Consider the following 20,972-nt stretch of genomic DNA (forward strand, 5'->3'; position numbering starts at 1 on the left):
AACCGGCCTCCCGCTGTCCGCCTGCCAGCATTCTCAGCCGGCCTGTTTCAGGGCCGTTTTTTCGGCGCGCAGTTCCTCGATCGAGCGCACTTTGCGCCGCGCCGCACCCGCCCAGTCGCGGGTTTTCACCATCGATTTCGAAAGCCGCTCCTTGGCGGCCGGCACGGCATCGGCGTATTGCGGCAGCCAACGCGCCTGGGCGACGACCATCTCGTCGACCATCTGCCAGACCTCTTCCGGCGTCGACACCGCACCCACCAGCGGATCGTGCAGCACCGCGAGCTTGAGCAGGTCAATGTCGCCCGTAACAGCCGCATGCACCGACATGCGCTGGACGTTGATCGAAGCCATGCAGGTGGCCGCGCAGGCTTCCGGCAGCGTGATGCCTGACGCCATGTTGATGCCGAAGCGATCGACGAAGCCTGGCGATTCGATGATCGCGTCCTGCGGCAGATTGGTGATGATGCCGGTGTTCTTGACGTTGAAGTGGCCGCGATAGACGCGGTTCGTCTCCAGCGCTTCGAGAATATGGCTGGCATGCTCGTTCGAGCGCTTCGATACGTCGAGCGGCTTCGACGCCGCTTCGAGGAATTGCGGATATTCCGTCTCGAACCAGTTGCGGGTTTCCGTGGAGTAGCGAAGATAGCCGCCGGTCTCGCCATGGATCCAGTCGGACATGTCGATCCAGCGGGTGATTTCGTCCGGCCGCTTGCGATACCAGGGCAGATATTCGGAGAGATGACCGTTGCTTTCGGTGGAGTAGACGCCGAAGCGCTTCAGCACGTCGATGCGCAGCTTTTCCTGCTGCGAATAGACCGGATGCGCCTCGAAGGCGGCAACCAGTTCGTCCTTGCCGATCTTGCGGCCGTTGAGGCGCAAATCGATGAACCAGGTCTGGTGGTTGATACCGGAGCAGACATAATCGAGTTCGCTGTGCGACTTTGCGCCGAGCACTTCGGCGATCTGTTCGGCGCCGTGCTGGACACCGTGGCAGAGGCCGACCGTATCGACCTTGCCATATTCGATCGCCGCCCAGGTGTTCATCGCCATCGGGTTGGCATAGTTGAGGAATTTGGCACCTGGCTCGGCGACCTCCAATATGTCCTTGCAGAAGTCGAGGATGACCGGGATGTTGCGCTGGCCGTAGAGGATGCCCCCGGCGCAAATCGTGTCACCGACGCACTGGTCGATGCCGTATTTCAAGGGAATGCGGATATCGTCGGCATAGGCTTCGAGCCCGCCCACCCGCACGCAGCTGATGACGTAGCGCGCGCCTTCCAGCGCCTTGCGGCGGTCGGTCGTCGCCGTCACCCTGGTCGGCAGCTTGTTGGCCTCGACGATGCGGTCGAGGATCGCCTTGATCATTTGCAGATTGTGTTCGCTGAGATCGGTCAGCGCGAATTCGATGTCGCTGAATTCCGGGACGCACAAAATATCGGTGAACAGCTTCTTGGTGAAGCCGACGCTGCCGGCGCCGATAATAGCGATTTTGAAACTCATCACCTCACCTCGATGCATTCGAATGCCGGGTAAGGAGCAACAGGAAAGGGAATGGCGGCTCGCCTCGGCGCGCATGCCATTCGAGCCGGAATTCCGGCTCGTTCTCCTCCCCGCCCGCTCCTCGACCGCGGGTCTTTCGCGTTCTCAGGATTTGGATTATGCCGTTATTCCAGGGCGCGGCCAGAGAACGATTATGCTTTCGAGGGTAATTTTGTGCTGCACGATCTGATCGCCAACGGACAGTTGATGCGCACCATCTCGCTGCCGCGCGGCCGCCAGCGCCTGCATGCCATGCCAACCAGCACCGGCTATGAAGTACGCGAGGGCGTGACCTATGACTGGGATGGGCGCAAGCGCGGCCAGACACCGTTCACCGTGCTGCAGCACACGATCAGCGGCACCGGCCAGCTGCGCTACGAGAACCGCAACTACCGCCTGCAGGCCAACGACACGCTGCTGGTGCTGGTGCCGCACAACCATCGCTACTGGCTGGAGAAGGGCGACCGCTGGGAATATTTCTGGATCTCGATGAATGGCGAGGAGGCGCTGCGCGTCCACAAATCCATACTCAGCGTCTCCGGCCCGGTGTTTCGGCTGCAGCCGGAGACGATCGATCATCTCGCCGATTGCAGCCTGCGCCTGATCAAGGGCGGCGCTTCGCCTGGCGCTGCTTCGGCAATCGCCTATGAGGCGGCGATGGCGCTTTACGACGATGTCTTCGGCTCGCACGCCTTCACTGAGAAACAGAGCGTCATGCAGCCGGTCATCGATCATATCAACGCCAATCTCGACAAGCCCTTGCCCGTGGCCGAGCTCGTCCAGATCAGCGGCCTCAGCCGCGCCCATTTCTCGCGCTGCTTCGCCGAGAGCGAAGGCGTTCCGCCAGCCGAGTTCGTGCTGCAGCAGCGGCTGCAGCGGGCGGCGAAGCTGCTAACCAAAGCCGATTTCCTGCCGGTCAAGGAGGTCGCCATCCTGTGCGGCTTCGAGGACGCCAACTATTTCTCGAAAGTCTTCCGCCGGCTCTACGGCATCAACCCGACGCAGTTCCGTACCACCGGCATGTATGCCAGCCTGGGCAGCCTTCGATAGGATTACCCGATGCGGTTGCCGCTTGCGGGATCGAACAGATGCAGCGCCGCCGGATCGGCAGACAGCCGCACCGTATCGCGCGGTCGGATAGTGCTGCGTCCCATGACGAAGACACAAACCAGCTGGTTGGCGAGCCGGACATAGAACTGCGTCGACAGGCCGAGCGGCTCGACCACCTCGACCTCTGCCTTGAGCGGACCATCGTCGGCAAGCTGGATGTGCTCCGGCCGTAGCCCGACAGTGAGCACATCGCCATCCTTCGATGGCAAGCCATCAGGCAACCGCAGCTTCTGGCCGTCGGCCAGCACCGCGTCCACCTTGCCGCCCTTGGCCACTGTCGCCGGAAAAAAGTTCATGCCGGGCGAGCCGATGAAGCCGGCCACAAAAGTGTTGATCGGCCGATCGTAGAGTTCGAGCGGATGGCCGACCTGCTGGACGTAACCGTCATGCATGACGACGATGCGGTCGGCCATAGTCATGGCTTCGATCTGGTCGTGGGTGACATAGACCGATGTGGTCTTGAGCTGCTGGTGCAGCGCCTTGATCTCGGCGCGCATATGGACGCGCAATTTGGCGTCGAGATTGCTGAGCGGTTCGTCGAACAGGAACACTTTGGGATCGCGCACGATGGCGCGGCCCATGGCGACGCGCTGGCGCTGGCCGCCGGACAGTTGCCTGGGCAGACGTCCGAGGAAACTGTCGAGGCCGAGGCGCTTGGCCGCCGCCCCTACCCTGCCGTCGATCGTCGTCTTCTCCGCCTTCTTCAAAAGCAGGCTGAAGCCCATGTTCGACGACACGTCCATGTGCGGATAGAGCGCGTAGGACTGGAAAACCATGGCAATATCGCGGTCCTTCGGCGCGACATCGTTGACCAGCCGATCGCCGATATGGATCTCGCCGCCCGACACTTCCTCCAGCCCGGCAATCATGCGCAAAAGGGTCGACTTGCCGCAGCCGGACGGGCCGACCAGAACGACGAACTCGCCATCGGCGATTTCGAGGTCGACGCCGTGCAGGATGCGCAGCGAACCGTAGTCCTTCTCGACGTTTTGCAGCGTGACGGAAGCCATCGATTATCCTTTGACCGCGCCGGCGGTGAGGCCGGTGACGAGATAGCGTTGCAGGAAGGCGAAGAAGATGCAGACCGGGATCAGCGCCAGGATCGACGCCGCCATCATCTGCCCCCAGTCAACGGCGAACTTGCCGATATAGGTGAGCAGGCCGACGGCAAAGGTCTTCTGGTCGTCGCTGGAAATGAGCATCAGCGCGAACAGCAATTCGCTCCAGGCGGCGGTGAAGACGAAGCCAAGCGTGGCGCCCATGCCGGGCAAGGTCAGCGGCACGATCACCTTGCGCATCGCCTGCGCCCGCGTGCAGCCGTCGATCATCGCCGCTTCCTCCAGATCCTTCGGAATGCCGTCGAAGAAGGACTGCATTAGAAAGGTGGCGAAGGCGGTGTTGAAGGCGGTGTAGATGATGATCAGACCAACCAGACTGTTGGTCAGGCCAAGCTCGCCCATGACGCGGTAGATCGGCGGAATGACCATCACCAGCGGGAAGGTTTGCGTCAGCAAAAGCATGATCGCCAGCGTTGCCTTGCCGCGAAAGGTGAAGCGCGACATGGCGTAGCCGGCGAGCGTGGCGATGACTGTCACCAGGGCCGCCGTCGACACCGAGACGATAACGCTGTTGAGGAAATAGCGGGGGAAGTCAGAGGCTTCCAGGACAGTGATGAAGTTGCGGAAGGTGGTCTGCGACGGCCACAGCGTGATGCCCTCGGAATAGAGCAGCCGCTCCGGCGTTACCGAAATCTTCAGCGTCCAGAAGATCGGAAACAGCGCAAAGATCATATAGGCGGCAATCGCCGCGTAGAGGCCGATGCCGCTGAAGATGCGCGAGGAGGTGGAGCGTCCGGCAATCATCAGACGTGCCTCACCAGCAAGCGGCGGATGGCGATCAGCGCGATCGCATAGGCGATCAGCAAGATCAAGAGCAGCACCGCCACCGCGGAGGCATAGCCCTTGTCCAGCGACTTGAAGGCACTGACATAGATGTAGACCGGCACCGTGCTGGTCGAGCCTGCCGGCCCGCCCTCGGTCATGACAAAGATCAGATCGGCGAAGGTGGCGATCCAGATCGTACGCAGCATGACGGTGATGACGATGGTCGGCGCCAGGAACGGCAGCGTCACCTTGGTGAAGCGCTGCCAGGGCGAAGCGCCGTCGATTGCGGCCGCCTCATGCAGTTCCGACGGGATCGACTTCAGCGCCGCCAGCAGGGTGATGGCGAAGAACGGAATGCCGAACCAGATGTTGGCGATGATCGGCCCCCACATGGCCGTGGCCGGATCGGACAGCACATTGGTCGGCTCGGCCTTCAGCCCGAGCGTGAAGAGCCAATGCGGCAGTGGTCCGATGATCGGATTGAACAGCCACGCCCAGGTCAGGCCCGACAGGAAAGATGGCACCGCCCAGGGCAGGAACACCACCGCCTGCACGAACTTGCGCCCGACAAACGGTTTGTCGAGCAGCAACGCCAGACCCAGGCCGAGGAAGAACTGGAAGAACAGGCTGGCGACGGTCCACCACAGCGTGTTGACCAGCGCCTGCCCGAGCACCTGGTCGGTCAGCATCGCCTGATATTGGCCTAGACCGACATATTCGGATTTGAAGGCGGAGAATTTGCGGAAGGAATAGCTGATGCCGATGATCAACGGCACCAGCAGCACCACGACCAGCAGAACGATCGCCGGCGAAAGATAAAGCCAGGGCTCGATTGCTGCATGCGTCAGCCGCTTCTTTCGCGGCCGGCCGGCGGATCGTATTTCGGACACGGCATAAGTCATTAGCGCTCAACAATCATGGGTGGGTGCCGACAGCGGCAACAGCACCCTTCTCCCCGTTCACGGGGAGAAGATGCCGGCAGGCAGATGAGGGGCGGCGCCAGCCTTGGGGTGCTCGCGCTGCCCCTCATCCGGGCCTGTCTATGCATGTCGTTGTCCCAAAACCGCTACGCACTTTTGGGCGACATGCATTCGGGCCACCTTCTCCCCGTAAACGGGGAGAAGGTGGAAGAACTACTTCTTGTTCTTGGCCAGCCAGTCCTGCTGTTCCTTGGTCAGGAACGCGGCCCATTGATCGGCAACGTCCTTGGCCGACTTCTGGCCGAGCAGCACTTCCTGGAAATTCTTGATCGCCACCTGGTCGACGAAATTGCCGAGGTTCTCCAGATGTGTCGGCGGCGTCACCATTTCATATTTGGAAGTGTCGCTGAGTTCGGTGAACCAGCCTTTGAACTGCTCGGTCTTGAAGTGGGCATCCTGGTCGGCGCCATTGTGGATCGGCACGACGCCGACTTCCTTGGCCCATTCGAGATTGTCCTTGGGCGACAACAGCGTCGCCATCAGCTTCCAGGCATCGTCCTTGTGCTGCGAATTGGCGAACATCGCCCAGCCGGCATAGCCCAGCGTCGGATAGGATTTGCCGCTTGGCCCCACAGGCAGCGGCGCCACGGCAAAATCGTCGGCACTCATCTTGTCGGCAATGCCGATCAGCGCATCCGGATCCTGGTTGAGCATGGCGCAGGTGCCGGAATAGAAGCCGGTGACGGTCTCGTTAAAGCCCCAGCTCACCGCATCCTTGGGCGCCAGCCCGTCCTTGTACATGTCGGCCAGCATCTGCAGGCCCTTGACCGAGCCCTCCTCGTTGATGGTCGAGGTGCCGTCCTCGTTGAAGTAGCCGCCCTTGCCAGCGGCGATGTTCATGAACATGTGCATGCCGTTGAAGGCGCCCGGGCCACCGCGCAGGCAGTAGCCGTACTTGCCCGGAATGGCGGAGATCTTCTTGGAGTCGGCGATGAAGTCGTCGAGCGTCGCCGGCGGGCCGTCGAGACCGGCCTCCTTGAACAGCTTCTTGTTCCAGAACAGCGCATTCACATAGTAGCCGTACGGGATCATGAACTGGGTGTTGTTGACGGTCGAGCCGAATTGCTTGGCGCGGTCGCCCAGCGTCTTGGCGTCGTCCCATTTGGCCATGTAAGGGCCGAGATCCTCGAGCTGGCCGTTGGTGGCGTACAGGCCCATCCAGCGCTCCGGCATCTCGACGATGTCGGGCGTATCGCCGGCCTGCACCATGGTGAGGAATTTCTCGAAGGCCTGCCCCCAGGGCAGCGAGACCACCTCGACCTTGACGCCGGCATTGGCGGCCTCGAACTCGGCGATCTGCTTCTTCAGGAATTCGGTGCGCTGCGGGCTGGTGATGACCTCGACCAGCTTGAGGGTGGTGTCGGCCAATGCGCCGCTGGCGGACATCGCCAGGCCGGCAGCGGTGGCAAGCATGATGCTCAGTCGTTTCATGTTCAGAACTCCCATTTTGAACCCAGTCATTTTTTTGCTTTGTCGAAGGCCTGGCCGATGTCGGCCCAGAGGTCTTCGACGCTTTCCAATCCGACATTGAAGCGGATGGTTCGGGGGCTGACGCCGAAGCGCGCCATCGAATTGAGACCCGGTGTCTGCTCGAGCGAGGCCTTTGCCGGCACGACGAGGCTTTCATGACCGCCCCAGCTGACGCCGATGCGGAAAAATTTCAGCGCATCGACGAAAGCGGGAATGTCGACATCCTCCGTCACCTCGAAGGAGAACAGCCCGGCATAGCCGGCAAGCGTCTTCTTGCCGGGATGGTTGGAATAGGCGGGATGATTGACCCGCTCGACCTTGTCATGCGCCTTCAAGCGCTCGGCGATGATGAGCCCGCTCTTCATGTGATGCGGCAGTCTCAGCGGCAGCGTGCGCAGGCCGCGCAGCAAAAGCCAGCCCTCGAAGGGCGACAGCTTTGCGCCAAGCTGCGAGTAGGTCTGGTCGTTGATGTGCTTGATATGGGCGGCCGAGCCCGCCACCACACCGGCGACGGTATCGCTGTGGCCGCCGAGATATTTCGAGGCCGAGTGCAGCACCAGATCGACGCCGTGCAGGATCGGCTTCTGGAACACCGGCGTCGCCCAGGAATTGTCGATTGTGGTGACGATGCCCTGCTCTTTCGCCAGCCGCGTCAGATGTTCGAGATCCTGCAGCTCGAACATCATCGAGGTCGGGCTTTCCAGGTAGAGCAGTTTCGCACCGGGAAGTGCCGCGGCCACCGCATCCGGATCGGAGCCGTCGACATAGTCGACCTTGATATGCAGGCGCGGAAACAGCCGCTCGAACAGTCGGTAGGCGTCGCCATAGCAATTGCGCACCGCAAGGATGCGTTCGCCTGCGCCGACGAAAGCCAGCAACGTCGCGCTGATCGCAGCCATGCCGCTCGAAAAACCACGCGCGGCTTCAGCACCTTCAAGCGCTGCGACGCGCGACTCGAATTCCATCACCGTCGGATTGTCGCCGCGCGAATAGATCGGCTGTTTCCTGCGCCCGGCAAAGGTGTCGGCCATGTCGGCATAGCTGGCGAAGGTGAACAGCGAGGTCTGGTAGATCGGCGGCACCACCGCATTGCCGGGGAACGGGTCGTCATGCGCCAGAAGCGTCGCCGCCTCGGCGAGATAGTCGCTGCCGGAAATGCCGGGGTCGAAGCTGTGCTCGTTCATGTGCGGACCGAAAGTTTGAGGTTGGCGGCGCCGCGCTTCAAATCGTCCTCGACCGTGGCGATCAGCTTCAGCGCTTCGGCCCGGGCGCCTTCCGGATCGTGCGCGGCGATGCAGTCGAACATGGTGCGGTGGTAGGGAAAGCTTGCGTGGCCGAAATCGCGCACGCCGAGCGGATGTTCCCAGAAGCGGTGGAACAGTTCGTGCATGGCGGCGATAATCTGCTCGAACAGCGGATTGCCGCAGGCGCGGTAGATCGCCTGATGGAATTCCCAGTCCTCTTCCGACGACATGCCGGCGCGGCTGAGAAACTCTTCCTCCATGATGTCGAGCTTGCGCTCGATCTCGGCGAGGTCGTCCTTGTCGGCACGAATGGCGCAAAGGGCGGCGGCTTCCGCTTCCAGCGCGCGGCGGATTTCCAGCGTGCGCATCAGGCCGGTGAAATCATTGCCGCCGGCAAGCGTCAGCGGCATGTGCAGCATGTCGAGCGAGACGGCGGCCTTGAGATAGGTGCCCGAGCCCTGCCGGCGCTCGACCAGGCCAAGCCCCTCCCAGCGCGTCAACGCCTCACGCACCGTGTTGCGGCTGACTTTCAGGCGCTCGGCGAGGATGCGTTCGGTCGGCAGCCTCTCCCCCGGCTCCAGCTTCTCGCGCATGACGAAGCCGGCCAACGCCTTCAGCACCGCGTCGTCGCGGGCCGTCGTCTGGATCGGCGGAAGGCTGAATTCGGTCACCGGGGCTATTACCGAAGTGGCTCAATGGTCCAACCAATTTCTGCACAGACGAAGGGACCTGTCAACAGTGGAAACGCAGCAAGGCCGAAGGGCCAGGGGATGCACCTTCGGCCCTGCTGCTTCAGCCGTGGATGCGCGCCGGCGCAGCGGCGGCGCGAGCCTCGCGCCAGCGAGCGAACATTTCCTCGCGAACCCGCCTTGAACCCGCGAGCCGCTCCTTTGCCTGCGCCAGCACGGCCGGCGAAGCCTCGGCGGGCGTGCCGGACCGAAAGGGAGGAGCCGGGGCGTATTCGAGCGAGAGCTGCACGATCTCGGCCTCCTCCTGTCCAAGCAGCCTCGCAACCAGCGCCAGGCCGAAATCGATCCCGGAAGTGACACCGCCGGCGGTGATGAGCTTGCCGTCTTCGACGATACGCTCGTCGACCGGGATCGCTCCGAACTCCTCGAGGAAATCATGCGCATACCAGTGCGTGGTCGCGCGCTTGCCCCTCAGCAGTCCGGCCGCCCCAAGCACCAGGGCACCGCTGCAAACGGAGGTGATGTAGCGCACCTGCCCCGCGCGCTCCCACACGAAATCGAGGACTGTCTGGTCCTCCAGCAGCGCGTTGACCCCGCCCCCGCCAGGAATGCACAGCACGTCGAGGGGCCGGCAATCGTCAAAGGTCGCCGTCGGGGTGAGGGAGAGGTGCGTCGACGACATCACCGGGTTGCGATCTTTCCAGATCAGATTCACTTCGGCGCCCTTGGCGGACGCCAGGACTTCGTAGGGACCGGTGAGGTCGAGTTGTTGGACGTTGGGGAATACGAGGATGCCGAAACGAAGGGGCATGGAAATTTCCGTGAGTTGACTTCGGGCAATCTACGGCACCATGGTTTGGCACGATTGCCATTCACCCCTCGTTTCAGGCCAAAACCCGATGCGCCGTATCGAAGTGCTTGCCTATCCCGACATCCAGCTCCTCGACGTCAGCGGACCGCTCCAGGTCTTTGCCAGCGCCAACGACTTCAAGCGGCAGGCGGGCGAGCCGGCCCCCTACGAGGTCGTGGTCGTCGCCGCCTCACCGCGCATCCGGACATCGGCCGGTCTCGTGCTGGAGGCAGCAGTGCTGCCAACCCACGGAGGTAAGATCGACACGCTGCTTGTCCCCGGAGGATGGGGCGTCAACGCGGCCTGCGACGATCCCGTGCTGGTCCAGTGGATCGCCGGTCGCTCGCGCGATGCCACCCGAACCGCTTCCGTCTGCAGCGGCGCCATGCTGCTGGCGACGGCTGGCCTGCTCGACGGCCGCCGCGCGGTGACCCATTGGGGACGCTGCGCGGAGTTCGCCCGGCGCTTTCCCGCGGTCCGGCTCGAACCCGATCCGATCTTCATCCGCGACGGCAATGTCTGGACATCCGCCGGCGTAACGGCGGGGATCGATCTCGCCCTCTCCCTCGTCGAGGCCGACCTTGGCCGGCACACGGCGCTCGGCGTGGCGCGCGAGTTGGTGGTCTTCCTGAAACGTCCCGGTGGCCAGGCGCAATTCAGCCAGACCCTCAAGCTGCAGCAAGGCGACGGGCGCTTCGACCGGCTGCATGGCTGGATCCTCGAAAATCTGGCCGGTGACCTGTCGCTCACGCAGTTGGCCGACCACGCCAATATGAGCCCGCGCAGCTTCTCGCGGCGCTATCGCGAGGCCACCGGCCGGACACCTGCCCGCGCGATCGAGGAGATCCGGATCGAGGCGGCGCGGCGGATGCTGGAGCGGGGCCAGCCCGTCAACCAGACGGCACGACGCTGCGGTTTCGGCTCGGAAGAAACCATGCGGCGCGGCTTTCTGCGCGTGCTGGGCACCAACCCGCGCGCCTATCGCGAGCGTTTCTGATCGCGACGGCTTGCGCCATTAAGCCGGCGGTCGACGCCGTAGAAATAGAGCCTCTCCAGCGTTCAGGCGGGATGCTGTAGCTGGCTGAGCCCGCCATCGACGACGAGGGTCGCCGCGTTCATGAACGGGCACTCCTCAGAAATCATGAACACAGCGGCCAGCGCGATCTCGCGCGCCGAGGCGATGCGGCCGCCGGGATGCAGCGCCAGCGTCCTGGCGCGCGCCGCAACCGAATCGGCAAAACTGTTCCAATAGTCGGTCGCCTTCTGCGTCTCGACATAACCGGGCGCCAGCGCGTTCACGCGCACGCCCTGCCCGGCATATTCCAGCGCCAGCGATTTGGTCAGCCCAAGCAGCGCGTGCTTGGCCACGGGATAAGGGAAGGTATGAGGGATGATGGTGAAGCTGTGCGTCGAGGCGATGTTGAGGATCGCGCCACCGCCATTTGCGATCATTCCTGGCAGCACCGCCTTGGCGCAGTTCCAGGCGCCCTTGACGTTGACGTCGAAATTGCGGTTCCACTCCTCCTCGGTCGCCTCGAGCGGCGTCGAGAACACATTCATCCCCGCATTGTTGATCAGCGCGTTGATCGGCCCGATCGCGTCGGTCGCCCGGCTGACGGCAGCGGCAATCGCGGCCCCGTCGCTGATGTCGGCTGCGGTATGTCCGACATGGCCCTGCGGTGCGGCAAGGCCGGCGACCGTTTTGTCCAGCAGCGCACCGTCGCGATCGACCAGGAACAGCTTTGCCCCTTCGGCCAGGCAGGCCCCGGCGATGGCAAGCCCGATGCCTTGCGCGGCGCCGGTGAGGAAGATGCGTTTGCCGGACAGGCGCTCAGCCATGGCTGTCACTCACTGCACGATGGTCAGCGCCGGCCCAGTGCCGACGAACGCAGATTGTCGAGCAAAACGGCAAGCAGCAGGATCACGCCGCGCACAATGTACTGGTAGAAGGCTGGGATGTTGAGCAGGTTCATGGCGTTTTCGGCAATGCCCATGATCAGCACGCCGACGATGACGCCCGACATGGTGGCGCGGCCGCCGGCAAGCGAGACGCCGCCGAGCACGCAGGCCGAGATGACCGAGAGTTCAAGCCCGACCGCCGCATTGGGCTGGCCCGACGTGATGCGCGAGGCCAAAAGGATGCCGGCGATGCCACAGACCACGCCTTGCAGAGCAAAGATCCAGATGCGCGTCCAGTCGACATTGACGCCCGCCAGGCGCGAGGCCTCCGGGTTGCCGCCGATGGCCAGCGTGTTCTTGCCGAAGACGGTACGATTGAGGACAAAACCGAAGATGCAGAACAGCACGGCCAGGACCCAGACCGGCGTCGGAATGCCGAACAGCTTGGATAGCGCCAGCTGGTAGAAATCCGGGCTGTTGATGCCGACGGCGCGGCCATCGGATGCGATCAGCGCAAGGCCGCGCACGATCTGCATGGTGGCAAGCGTCGTGATCAGCGCGTTGATGCGGAATTTGGCGATGACGACGCCATTGATGAAGCCGACGAAGGCGCCGCAGGCGATTGCCGCGAGAAGCCCGAGCAGGATCGAACCGGTATAGTTCGACGCCATTACCGCGACCATGCCGGCAAAGGCGACGATGGAGCCGACCGAGAGGTCGAAGTCACGCGCGGCAAGGCAGAACATCATCGTGCAGGCGACAATGCCGACGGTGACCACCGACTGCAGCAGGCCGAGCATGTTGCGGTCGGTCAGAAAATTCGGCACCAGCAGCGACACCAGCGCGAAGGCGACGATGAAGATCACGACGAGGCCCTGTTCGCCGAGCAGGATCTTCTTCAACTGATCGGTCATGGCAAAGATCCTCAGGATGCGATCGCGTCGGGGGTTTTCTGATCGGGAAGAGCGGCGGCCAGGATCGCTTTTTCGGCGAACTGGTCGCGCGCGAGTTCGGCGCTGATGCGCCCGCCGCACATCACCAGGATGCGGTCGCAAATGCCCATCACTTCCGGCAGTTCGGACGAGACGACGACGATCGCCATGCCGTCTTTGGCAAGCTGGTAGAGCAGTTCGTAGATTTCCGCTTTGGCGCCGACATCGATACCGCGTGTCGGCTCGTCGACGATAAGCACGCGCACGCCCTGCTCCGACAGCCAGCGGCCGAGAATGACCTTCTGCTGGTTGCCACCGGAGAGGTTGATGATGTCCTGCTTGCGCGACGGCGTGCGCACCTTGAGCTTCTTGATGAAGGTCTCGGCGGTGGCGATCTCGCTAGCGCGGTTCAAGATTCCGAAGCGTGTGTGATGACGCCGCGACGAGATGTTGATGTTCTCCTCGATCGAGCGGCCCTGGATGATGCCGTCATGCTTGCGGTCTTCCGAGCACAAAACGATCCCGGCGCGGATCGCGTCATGCGGATCGGTGGCATGCACGACCTTGCCATCAACGGTAATGGTGCCACCTGAGCGCGGGTCGGCGCCGAACACCAGCCGCATCAGTTCCGAGCGCCCCGCGCCGATCAGGCCGAAGAAGCCGACGATCTCGCCCGCCCTCGCCTCGAAGCTGGCGGGCGTCGTCAGTTTTACTCCGCAAACAGCGTCGACCTTCAGCCGGACATCGCCGGCCGGGCGTGGGCGAAACCCCCAGATATCGGAGATTTCGCGGCCGACCATTTCGGCGACGACCTGGTCGCGTGTGACGTTTTTCAGCGACGCATGGTGCGCCGCGAGCTTGCCGTCGCGCAGCACGGTCAGGCTGTCGCAGAGGCGGAACACTTCGTCCAGCCGGTGCGAGACATAGATGATGACCTTGCCCTCGCCGCGCAGGCGGTCGATCAGGGCAAACAGGATTTCGCTTTCGCGCGACGACAATGACGAGGTCGGCTCGTCCAGAGCGATGACGCGCGCGTCGAGCATGATTGCCTTGGCGATCTCGACCATCTGCCGTTCGCCGATCGACAGCGTCTTGACCTTGCGGCTGATATCGAGGTCGATGCCCGCCGATTTCAGCTTGGCGCCGACGTCTTCCAGCATTCTGGCGCGGGCGATGATGCCGGCGTTGGTGGGGAAGCGGCCGAGGCTGAGGTTTTCGGCAACAGTGAGCTCAGGAACCAGCTGCAGTTCCTGGTGGATGACGATGACGCCATTGTCGAAGGCTTCCCTCGTCGATGAATAGGCCTGGACCTCGCCGTCGATGCTGATTGCGCCGTCATCGGCATGCTGGTCGCCGGACAGGATCTTGATCAGCGTGGATTTGCCGGCGCCGTTCTCGCCCATCAGGCCGTGCACGGCGCCCTTGTCGACGCCGAACGAGACGTCCGACAGCGCCTTGACGCCCGGATAGGTCTTGGTGATTTCCGAGAAGTCGAGAAAGGACATGGGGCGCCTATCCTTTTGCCATGCCAAACAGGCGGCGACTGTGAGCCGCCGCCTGTTTGTACAGGGAGGATTATTCGATGCCGAGACCCTTGCGGACCGTCTGGTAGTCGTCGCGCTTGGCCAGCGCCCCGGCGGTCAGGATGAGCTTCTCGGGTTCCTTGTTGTTGGCGACCCAGTCATACATGTTGAGCGCAGTCTCGTAGCCGTGACGCTTCGGCGAGATGATCACCGTGCCGACGAAGCCGGTGGCGGTCGGCTTCTTGAACTCGTTGATCGCCGAATCCGCGCCGCCAATGCCGACGCCGATCACGTTTTCGGCCGGGATGCCGACGCTTTCGGAAGCGCGCACGGCGCCGAGAACGGCTTCGTCGTTGAGGCCGAAGGAGACCCACTTCTTGATGTCGGCATGGGCGTTGAGTACCACCGTCGCCGCATTGAGCGCAGCCTCGGTATCGGTCTTGGCCTGCGGCGCGTCAAAGATGTTTTCGGCCTTGAAGCCGTTGGCCTTCAGCACCGAAATGGCGCCTTCGACCCGGTCGACGGCGGTCGGCAACTGATCATAGGAGACGCGGATGGCGCCGACCTCGTCGGCCTTCCAGCCGCGCGCCTTCATTTCGTCGACGATCGCCTGGCCGACGGCCTCGCCGATCTTGGTCGCCGAAATGCCCATATGCGGCACGTCTTCCAGCGCCTTCCCGTCTGCGCCGACCAGACGGTCATCAACCGTCATCAGCTTGAGATTGTTGGCGGCGGCCTTGGCGACGATGCCGGGGCCGAGCTTCACATCAGGCGTGCAGACGATGAAGCCTTGCGCGCCCTGCGCGCCGAGATTGTCGATCGCCGACATCAGCTTCTCACCGTCCTCGGCGCCGATCTTGACCAGGGTAAAACCCTTCTCCTTGGCGGCCTGGTCGGCGAACTTCCATTCGTCCTGGAACCACGGCTCCTCGGGCTGTTTGACGATAAAACCTATCTTGGTGTCCTGAGCATATGCAGCGATGGTCGTGACGGACAGCACGGCAAGGGCGCCCGCGACGAGCGCGGTCTTCAGAAGTCGCATGATTACCTCCCAGCGATGGCCGGGCGCTCAGCCCGGATGCAGAGTCTCTAATTCTTTTTATCATACTCGTCAATTGATCTGGTATGATAATTGAGCTACATGCTCTGACCAGGGATCGCTGGCGTAAATCCTCCGCATCCGGTAAGGCCGGAGACGCGAGATCAGTGGTTTCGCCGCCTTGGAGGAGGGCTGAGGTGACCGACACTTCGAAGAAGGCATCAGGCGACACCCGCCGCCCGCGCGTCATGCCCGATGTGACCAAGGCGCTTGCCTCAGACATCTTTTCCGGACGCTATCCCGCCGGCTCGTCTCTGCCGACCGAAAACGAACTCGGCGTCGAATATGGCGTCAGCCGCACCGTCATCCGCGAGGCGCTGAAGGTGCTGGCCGCCAAGGGGCTGGTGCTGTCGCGGCCGCGCATCGGCACGGTTGTATGTGAACAGGACAACTGGAACATCATCGACCCGCAGGTGCTGGCCTGGCACGCGCCGCATGCGCTGGACGACAAATTGTTCGACGCCATCCTCGAAACGCGCCGCGCCATCGAACCTCTGGTAGCTGAACTGGCGGCGACTCGTGCGACGCTGCAGGAGATCGCCGATCTCGAAGCCGCCTGGCGCGGCATGGCCAATGCCGGCGAGGATCTCGCCGCCTTCTCGCGCTCGGACATCACCTTCCACCAGATCGTCTATGCCGCGAGCCACAACCCGATCTTCCGCCAGATCGGCAATCTGATCGACACCGGGCTGAAATTCTCGCTTGAAGCAACGGCGACCATTTCGCTCGCCCGGCGCATGGAAGCAGTGGCGGCGCACCGTGAGGTGGTGGAGGCACTGCGCATGCGCGATGCCGCGGCGGCGCGTGCGGCGGCAGGCCGGATCCTCGACCTTGCGGCGCGCGACCTGGTGAGCGCCAAGAAACTCAAGAACAACTGAGACCAGCATGAAAATCATCTCGCTCACCACCTACATCGTCCCGCCGCGCTGGCTGTTCCTGAAGATCGAGACCGATGCCGGCGTCACCGGCTGGGGCGAGCCTGTCGTCGAAGGCCGTGCGCTGACGGTCGAGGCAGCGGTCAAGGAACTCGGCGATTATCTCGTCGGCAAGGACCCGCGCCTGAGCGAGGACCATTGGACGGTGATGCATCGCGGCGGCTTCTACCGCGGCGGGCCGATCCTGATGAGCGCCATTGCCGGCATCGACCAGGCGCTGTGGGACATCAAGGGCAAGGCGCTCGGCGTGCCTGTGCACGAACTGCTCGGCGGCAAGCTGCGCGACAGCATCAAGGTCTATTCCTGGATCGGCGGCGACCGGCCGGCGGAAGTGGCTGATGGCGCCAGGGAAGTGGTGGCGCGCGGTTTTCAGGCGCTGAAGATGAATGGCACCGAGGAACTGCAGATCGTCGACAGCCATGACAGAATAGATGCGGCTGTCGAACGAGTCGCCATGGTGCGCGAGGCCGTTGGGTCCAACATTGGCATCGCCGTCGATTTCCACGGCCGCGTCCACCGGCCGATGGCGCGCATGCTGGTCAAGGAGTTGGAACCCTACCGGCTGATGTTCATCGAGGAGCCGGTGCTCAGCGAAAATCGCGAGGCGCTGAAGGAGATCGCAGCCCTGGGCTCGACGCCGATCGCGCTCGGCGAGCGGCTTTACAGCCGCTGGGATTTCAAGTCGGTGTTCGAACAAGGCGCCGTCGACATCATCCAGCCGGACCTGTCGCATGCCGGGGGCATCACCGAATGCCGCAAGATCGCGGCGATGGCCGAGGCCTATGACATTGCGGTGGCGCCCCACTGCCCGCTCGGGCCGATCGCGCTTGCCGCCTGCCTGCAGCTCGATGCCGTCAGCTACAACTGCTTCATCCAGGAACAGAGCCTCGGCATCCACTACAACGCCGCAAACGATTTGCTCGATTATGCCGCCAACAAGGACGTCTTTCGCCACGAGGATGGCTATGTCGCAATCCCCGATGGTCCCGGCCTCGGCGTCGAGATCGACGAGGACTACGTCAAGGAAAGGGCCAAGGAAGGCCACCGTTGGCGCAACCCGGTCTGGCGTCACAAGGACGGCTCCTTCGCCGAGTGGTAGCCCGGCCGACCTTGCGGCCAGGCCTTCAGGACCTCGAGCTCAATTTCGCGGTGGCGCCAGCGTAACGCAGGCCTCTGATGTGCCGCAGCGCCGAGCACCAGCGCATGGGAACCGTCGGCGCCGGCAAGCCGCAACTGGCTGACCGCCTGGGTTGCGGCAAGCGATCGAAAGCAGTCGCTATCCATGGAACATGGCGGATGTCCTGTTCTCATCGACCTTTTCTTGGCCCGCCAGCCGCGTCACCTGCCCGCGGCGTGCCGGCCTGCGTTCCTGCCGGAGAAGATGCAGCTGCCGAGAAATGTCCCTTCCAGCGCATTGTAGCCGTGATAGCCGCCGCCACCGCCGCCGGCCACCTCGCCTGCCGCATAGAGCCCGGCAATGGGTTCGCCATTGCCGTCGAGAACCTGCGAATTGAGATTGGTGTGCAGGCCGCCAAGCGTTTTGCGCGTCAGGATGTTGAGGCGCACCGCGATCAGCGGCCCGTGCCTGGGATCGAGTATCTTGTGCGGCTTGGTCACCCGGAAGATCTTGTCGCCAATGTAGTTGCGGGCGCCGCGGACGGCTGTGACCTGCGCATCCTTGGTATAGGCATGGTCGACCTCGCGATCGCGCGCCACGATCTGCGCCTTGAGCCGGTCGTAGTCGAGCAGATTGTCGCCTGACAGCGCGTTCATGCCGGCGACCAAGTCGGCCAGGTTGTCGCGGACGACGAAGTCCTCGCCCTTTTCCAGGAACGCTGCCACTGATGGTGGCGCCTTGCCGCCGCGCCGGTTCTTCAGCACGGCCCGCCAATCCTTGGCCGTAAAGTCTAGGTTTTGCTCCGAACCCGACAGCACGAACTCCTTCGAAGCGATCGTCTTGCTCAGCACGAACCAGGAATAATCGTGTCCCGTCGACAGGATACGCTTCAAGGTGCCGAGCGAATCGAAGCTCGGGAAGAACGGCGCCTCCATGCGTTGTCCCAGAGCATCGAACCATAGCGGCGACGGCGCCGACAGGATGCGGATGCCGTGGTTCGGCCAGATCGGATTCCAGTTCTTGATCCCCTCGACATAGTGCCACATGCGGTCGGCGTTGATGACGCCCCCGCCGGCGCCCTGGGTGATCGCCACCATGCGGCCGTCCACATGGTGCGGCACGCCGGCAACCATACGCTTCGGCGCTGGCCCCAGCCGCCCGACCGGCCAGACCTTGCGAACCAACTCATGATTGCCGCCGATGCCGCCGGAGGTGACGATCACGAAACCGGCCGAAAGGTCGAAATCGCCGACGGCCGTGCGGCTCGACTGCTTGCCGCGCTCGACATCGGATGCCTCCAGGATTTCGCCCGCGACGCCGGTGACCGCGCCGTTGGTCTTGATCAGCCGGCTGACCTGATGACGGAATTTCAAAGTGATCAGCCCTTTGGCGACGTGCTCGCGCACGCGCCTTTCGAACGGCGCGACCACGCCCGGCCCAGTGCCCCATGTCAGGTGGAAGCGCGGCACTGAATTGCCGTGGCCATTGGCCAGCGCGCCGCCGCGCTCGGCCCAGCCGACCACCGGCCACCAGCGCATGCCCATGGCGTAGAGCCACGGCCGCATCTCGCCGGCGGCGAAATCGACATAGGCTTCCGCCACTTTCCTTGGCCAATGGTCCTCGGGCCGGTCGAACTGGGCAGAACCCAGCCAATCCTGCCAGGCGAGGTCGCGGCTGTCCTTGATGCGCAGGCGGCGCTGCTCGGGCGTGTTGACCAAAAACAGGCCGCCGAGCGACCAGAATGCCTGGCCGCCGAGAAAACCGCCACCCTCTTGCTCGACGATGATCACGCGCTTGCCGGCATCGCCGAGTTCCGCGGCTGCGGTCAGGCCGGCCAGCCCGCCGCCAACGATGATTGCGTCCGCGTCAGCCATTGTCGTAGCTCCTGTGCCGGCTTTTGTTTTCGAGATCGGATGCTCGTTGCTAGCCGCGCAGCGCGTTCCAGATGATGCGCGGCAGCTTCAGGAGGCTCGGCTGGTAGTTGAACTCGGTGATCAGGCGGCCGACCATGTGTGCCCTTTTGTGGGTCAGGAACCAGGCCGGCTTCGGCATGATGCGGAACGGCGCTTCGAGCACGCTGCGCTCCGGTCTGTCGAACAAATAGGTGTTGTGGACGACGCCGATGCCGCTCTGCACATCGTCGAGCGTGTGGCCAGGGAAAGCACCCCAGGTCGGGCGCAGCAGCGCGAACAGAACGCCGCTCCAGGAATTGATGCCGATGCCGCCATAGCGCAGTTCGGCAATGATTTCCTCGAAGCGCTGCCGGCCGATCTCGGCGATCGTCCTGGGATGGATGAGGATGTTGGCGGCAAGCGTGCCGTGCAGCTTTTCATTGGCGTAGGCGACAGCGGCGCGCAGATAGGATTCCGCATTGCCCGCCGGCAGCCGCATGACGCTGAGCGCCGGCGCGAACACCTCGGCATTTTCGAGATAGGCGTCCGTGCCCGGCCGGAACGGCACCACAACGCAGGCGGGCCCGCCAGGCCGCTCGAATTTTTGTGCCGTGTCGGCGTGCGCCTCGAAGGCGGCGAGGCGCTCGGTCGCGCCGGGATAATAGGCCGGGCGCGACGGGGCTTTCTGCATCACCTTTTCGAGTGCTGCCAAAAGCGCATCGGATTTGCCCCAGCCTTCGGGCAACACGAGCATTTGGCAGGCGATGCAGTTGAAACCGGAATTGTTGAGCTTTTGGGTAGCGATCAGTTCGGCGTGGTAGGTGATATCGGCATCCGACCACGGACCGGGCACCACGATGGTGGGTGCCACGCCGCCAAGCTCCGAGGTGATACGCCGGCTGTTGCGCGGCGTGCCCGCCGCCTTGTTCTTGCGGCCCTCCTCGCCAGGCCCCCAGACGATCGCGTCATGCGAGGCGGCGGCACCGGTGATGTGGATGTCGTCGACGAGATCGTGGTTGCACAGATACGCGCCGACATCGGCGCCACCGCGCACGATGCGCAGCGCTCCGAATTCGATCAGCGGCCGCAGCGCCGGCCGCAGGAAATCGATCAGATAGTCGTTGACCGGGTTCATCTTGAGCAGAACCACCTGGTGCTCGGCCAAAAGCTTGTGCAGGCAGTCGAGCGGCGCGATCGAGGCGACATTGCCGGCGCCGAGCACGAGGCCGATCTTGCCCTTGCGGCTGGTGCGCGGCGCGTCATAGGCCGATGCGGTGTTTGCGGCGAGGTTCGCCTTGGTCACGCCGGGCTGCATCCAGATCTCGGCCTTCAGCCCGGTGAACAACACCTTGTCCCAGAGCGAATTCGGAACCACCGTTACCGCCACCTGTCCGCTAGGCAAGGTGCGGACCGGCAGTCTGTCGAGAAACTTCTTGCCCTCCGTCAGGCTGAGCGTGTGGATGAACTGGTTGCAGCCATCCATCAGCGCCGCGGGGCCAGCCAGCCATTCTTCGCCTTCCAGCGGCGAGCCGGTCGGGATGCCCTTCTTGCGCGTCGCGGTTTTGACCCACGCCTCGGCGACCTCGCGGATGTGATCCTTGACCTGCCGCAGCAAGGCGATCCGCTCGCCATTCGAGGTCTGCGCCCAGTCGTCCTTCCTGGCGTCGAGATCGGTGAGGGCGAGGTCGAGTTCGGCTGCCCATTCAGGCTGCACGGGCTGAGTTTTGACTGCCTTGGCGACCATCCTATCCTCCTCCACTTCGGTCCCTTTGTTTGACGCAACTCCGGACGGAACCGCTTCACACTTTTC

Annotated in this window: 18 protein-coding genes; 4 read left to right on the top strand and 14 right to left on the bottom strand. The window is 63.4% G+C overall.

Features of this window, described 5'->3' with window-relative positions; translation table 11 throughout:
- Positions 1–33: 33 nt before the first annotated feature.
- Positions 34–1,500, bottom strand: a complete 1,467-nt coding sequence (locus NKI06_RS12275; protein WP_023687911.1) for an alpha-glucosidase/alpha-galactosidase — start codon at positions 1,498–1,500, stop codon at positions 34–36.
- 246 nt (positions 1,501–1,746) lie between these two features.
- Here NKI06_RS12275 and NKI06_RS12280 point away from each other — a divergent pair, with 246 nt between their 5' ends.
- On the top strand, positions 1,747–2,589 hold the full coding sequence (locus NKI06_RS12280; protein WP_081725414.1) for an AraC family ligand binding domain-containing protein: 843 nt from the start codon (positions 1,747–1,749) through the stop codon (positions 2,587–2,589).
- 2 nt (positions 2,590–2,591) lie between these two features.
- Here the strand turns inward: NKI06_RS12280 and NKI06_RS12285 are convergent, their stop codons facing one another.
- The 7 genes from NKI06_RS12285 to NKI06_RS12315 all read right to left on the bottom strand — a co-directional run bounded on the left by NKI06_RS12285 (position 2,592) and on the right by NKI06_RS12315 (position 9,726).
- Positions 2,592–3,659 (bottom strand): ABC transporter ATP-binding protein, encoded by a 1,068-nt coding sequence (locus tag NKI06_RS12285; protein ID WP_023668129.1) that lies wholly within the window; start codon positions 3,657–3,659, stop codon positions 2,592–2,594.
- A 3-nt stretch (positions 3,660–3,662) separates the two neighbouring features.
- Positions 3,663–4,511: a carbohydrate ABC transporter permease gene (locus tag NKI06_RS12290; RefSeq protein WP_023668128.1), complete on the bottom strand. Its 849-nt coding sequence runs from the start codon at positions 4,509–4,511 to the stop codon at positions 3,663–3,665.
- Positions 4,511–5,434, bottom strand: a complete 924-nt coding sequence (locus NKI06_RS12295) for a carbohydrate ABC transporter permease (protein WP_023748105.1) — start codon at positions 5,432–5,434, stop codon at positions 4,511–4,513. The genes NKI06_RS12290 and NKI06_RS12295 overlap by 1 nt, the downstream gene beginning before the upstream one ends.
- Before the next feature lie 231 nt (positions 5,435–5,665).
- Complete coding sequence (locus NKI06_RS12300) at positions 5,666–6,943, bottom strand: ABC transporter substrate-binding protein (protein WP_023685297.1); 1,278 nt, start codon at positions 6,941–6,943, stop codon at positions 5,666–5,668.
- Positions 6,944–6,969: 26 nt separating this feature from the next.
- Positions 6,970–8,166, bottom strand: coding sequence for a PLP-dependent transferase (locus NKI06_RS12305; RefSeq protein ID WP_023712132.1), 1,197 nt, complete (start codon positions 8,164–8,166; stop codon positions 6,970–6,972).
- Positions 8,163–8,897: a FadR/GntR family transcriptional regulator gene (locus NKI06_RS12310; protein WP_023668124.1), complete on the bottom strand. Its 735-nt coding sequence runs from the start codon at positions 8,895–8,897 to the stop codon at positions 8,163–8,165. Before NKI06_RS12310 ends, NKI06_RS12305 begins: the two co-directional genes overlap by 4 nt.
- 121 nt (positions 8,898–9,018) lie before the next feature.
- Positions 9,019–9,726 carry a DJ-1/PfpI family protein gene (locus NKI06_RS12315; RefSeq protein ID WP_352985475.1) on the bottom strand — a complete coding sequence of 236 codons (708 nt, stop codon included), beginning with the start codon at positions 9,724–9,726 and terminating at the stop codon, positions 9,019–9,021.
- An 88-nt stretch (positions 9,727–9,814) separates the two neighbouring features.
- On the opposite strand from NKI06_RS12315, the gene NKI06_RS12320 reads away from it, so the two are divergent.
- Positions 9,815–10,762: a GlxA family transcriptional regulator gene (locus tag NKI06_RS12320; protein ID WP_023685300.1), complete on the top strand. Its 948-nt coding sequence runs from the start codon at positions 9,815–9,817 to the stop codon at positions 10,760–10,762.
- A 62-nt stretch (positions 10,763–10,824) separates the two neighbouring features.
- Here the strand turns inward: NKI06_RS12320 and NKI06_RS12325 are convergent, their stop codons facing one another.
- From NKI06_RS12325 to NKI06_RS12340, 4 genes are all read right to left on the bottom strand, one after another.
- The gene (locus NKI06_RS12325) at positions 10,825–11,604 is read right to left on the bottom strand and encodes an SDR family oxidoreductase (RefSeq protein WP_352985477.1); all 780 of its coding nucleotides are present in this window, start codon (positions 11,602–11,604) and stop codon (positions 10,825–10,827) included.
- 23 nt (positions 11,605–11,627) lie between these two features.
- Positions 11,628–12,578 (bottom strand): L-arabinose ABC transporter permease AraH, encoded by a 951-nt coding sequence (gene araH, locus NKI06_RS12330; protein ID WP_023668120.1) that lies wholly within the window; start codon positions 12,576–12,578, stop codon positions 11,628–11,630.
- A gap of 11 nt (positions 12,579–12,589) precedes the next feature.
- Positions 12,590–14,101 carry an L-arabinose ABC transporter ATP-binding protein AraG gene (araG, locus tag NKI06_RS12335; protein ID WP_352985479.1) on the bottom strand — a complete coding sequence of 504 codons (1,512 nt, stop codon included), beginning with the start codon at positions 14,099–14,101 and terminating at the stop codon, positions 12,590–12,592.
- A 70-nt stretch (positions 14,102–14,171) separates the two neighbouring features.
- A complete protein-coding gene (locus tag NKI06_RS12340; protein WP_023668118.1) occupies positions 14,172–15,161 on the bottom strand; it encodes an arabinose ABC transporter substrate-binding protein in 990 nt (329 codons plus the stop codon).
- Positions 15,162–15,355: 194 nt separating this feature from the next.
- On the opposite strand from NKI06_RS12340, the gene NKI06_RS12345 reads away from it, so the two are divergent.
- Both NKI06_RS12345 and dgoD read left to right on the top strand, forming a co-directional pair.
- Positions 15,356–16,096, top strand: a complete 741-nt coding sequence (locus NKI06_RS12345) for a FadR/GntR family transcriptional regulator (RefSeq protein ID WP_023687899.1) — start codon at positions 15,356–15,358, stop codon at positions 16,094–16,096.
- A 7-nt stretch (positions 16,097–16,103) separates the two neighbouring features.
- Positions 16,104–17,252: a galactonate dehydratase gene (gene dgoD / locus NKI06_RS12350; protein ID WP_352985481.1), complete on the top strand. Its 1,149-nt coding sequence runs from the start codon at positions 16,104–16,106 to the stop codon at positions 17,250–17,252.
- Positions 17,253–17,491: 239 nt separating this feature from the next.
- On the opposite strand, the gene NKI06_RS12355 is transcribed toward dgoD, so the two are convergent.
- Both NKI06_RS12355 and NKI06_RS12360 read right to left on the bottom strand, forming a co-directional pair.
- Positions 17,492–19,144 (bottom strand): FAD-binding dehydrogenase, encoded by a 1,653-nt coding sequence (locus tag NKI06_RS12355; RefSeq protein WP_352985483.1) that lies wholly within the window; start codon positions 19,142–19,144, stop codon positions 17,492–17,494.
- 49 nt (positions 19,145–19,193) lie between these two features.
- Positions 19,194–20,906, bottom strand: coding sequence for an aldehyde dehydrogenase family protein (locus tag NKI06_RS12360; RefSeq protein WP_352985485.1), 1,713 nt, complete (start codon positions 20,904–20,906; stop codon positions 19,194–19,196).
- Positions 20,907–20,972 lie beyond the last annotated feature (66 nt).

Source organism: Mesorhizobium sp. M0772 (genome assembly GCF_040320135.1).
Classification (GTDB): domain Bacteria; phylum Pseudomonadota; class Alphaproteobacteria; order Rhizobiales; family Rhizobiaceae; genus Mesorhizobium.

What these genes read in the sequence shown, in the direction of transcription:
- araH (WP_023668120.1), bottom strand. Translation starts at nt 12,578, where the DNA reads ATGACCGATCAGTTGAAGAAGATCCTGCTCGGCGAACAGGGCCTCGTC.
- araG (WP_352985479.1), bottom strand. Translation starts at nt 14,101, where the DNA reads ATGTCCTTTCTCGACTTCTCGGAAATCACCAAGACCTATCCGGGCGTC.
- dgoD (WP_352985481.1), top strand. Translation starts at nt 16,104, where the DNA reads ATGAAAATCATCTCGCTCACCACCTACATCGTCCCGCCGCGCTGGCTG.
- NKI06_RS12300 (WP_023685297.1), bottom strand. Translation starts at nt 6,943, where the DNA reads ATGAAACGACTGAGCATCATGCTTGCCACCGCTGCCGGCCTGGCGATG.
- NKI06_RS12285 (WP_023668129.1), bottom strand. Translation starts at nt 3,659, where the DNA reads ATGGCTTCCGTCACGCTGCAAAACGTCGAGAAGGACTACGGTTCGCTG.
- NKI06_RS12340 (WP_023668118.1), bottom strand. Translation starts at nt 15,161, where the DNA reads ATGCGACTTCTGAAGACCGCGCTCGTCGCGGGCGCCCTTGCCGTGCTG.
- NKI06_RS12360 (WP_352985485.1), bottom strand. Translation starts at nt 20,906, where the DNA reads ATGGTCGCCAAGGCAGTCAAAACTCAGCCCGTGCAGCCTGAATGGGCA.
- NKI06_RS12275 (WP_023687911.1), bottom strand. Translation starts at nt 1,500, where the DNA reads ATGAGTTTCAAAATCGCTATTATCGGCGCCGGCAGCGTCGGCTTCACC.
- NKI06_RS12295 (WP_023748105.1), bottom strand. Translation starts at nt 5,434, where the DNA reads ATGACTTATGCCGTGTCCGAAATACGATCCGCCGGCCGGCCGCGAAAG.
- NKI06_RS12320 (WP_023685300.1), top strand. Translation starts at nt 9,815, where the DNA reads ATGCGCCGTATCGAAGTGCTTGCCTATCCCGACATCCAGCTCCTCGAC.
- NKI06_RS12315 (WP_352985475.1), bottom strand. Translation starts at nt 9,726, where the DNA reads ATGCCCCTTCGTTTCGGCATCCTCGTATTCCCCAACGTCCAACAACTC.
- NKI06_RS12280 (WP_081725414.1), top strand. Translation starts at nt 1,747, where the DNA reads ATGCGCACCATCTCGCTGCCGCGCGGCCGCCAGCGCCTGCATGCCATG.
- NKI06_RS12355 (WP_352985483.1), bottom strand. Translation starts at nt 19,144, where the DNA reads ATGGCTGACGCGGACGCAATCATCGTTGGCGGCGGGCTGGCCGGCCTG.
- NKI06_RS12325 (WP_352985477.1), bottom strand. Translation starts at nt 11,604, where the DNA reads ATGGCTGAGCGCCTGTCCGGCAAACGCATCTTCCTCACCGGCGCCGCG.
- NKI06_RS12305 (WP_023712132.1), bottom strand. Translation starts at nt 8,166, where the DNA reads ATGAACGAGCACAGCTTCGACCCCGGCATTTCCGGCAGCGACTATCTC.
- NKI06_RS12290 (WP_023668128.1), bottom strand. Translation starts at nt 4,511, where the DNA reads ATGATTGCCGGACGCTCCACCTCCTCGCGCATCTTCAGCGGCATCGGC.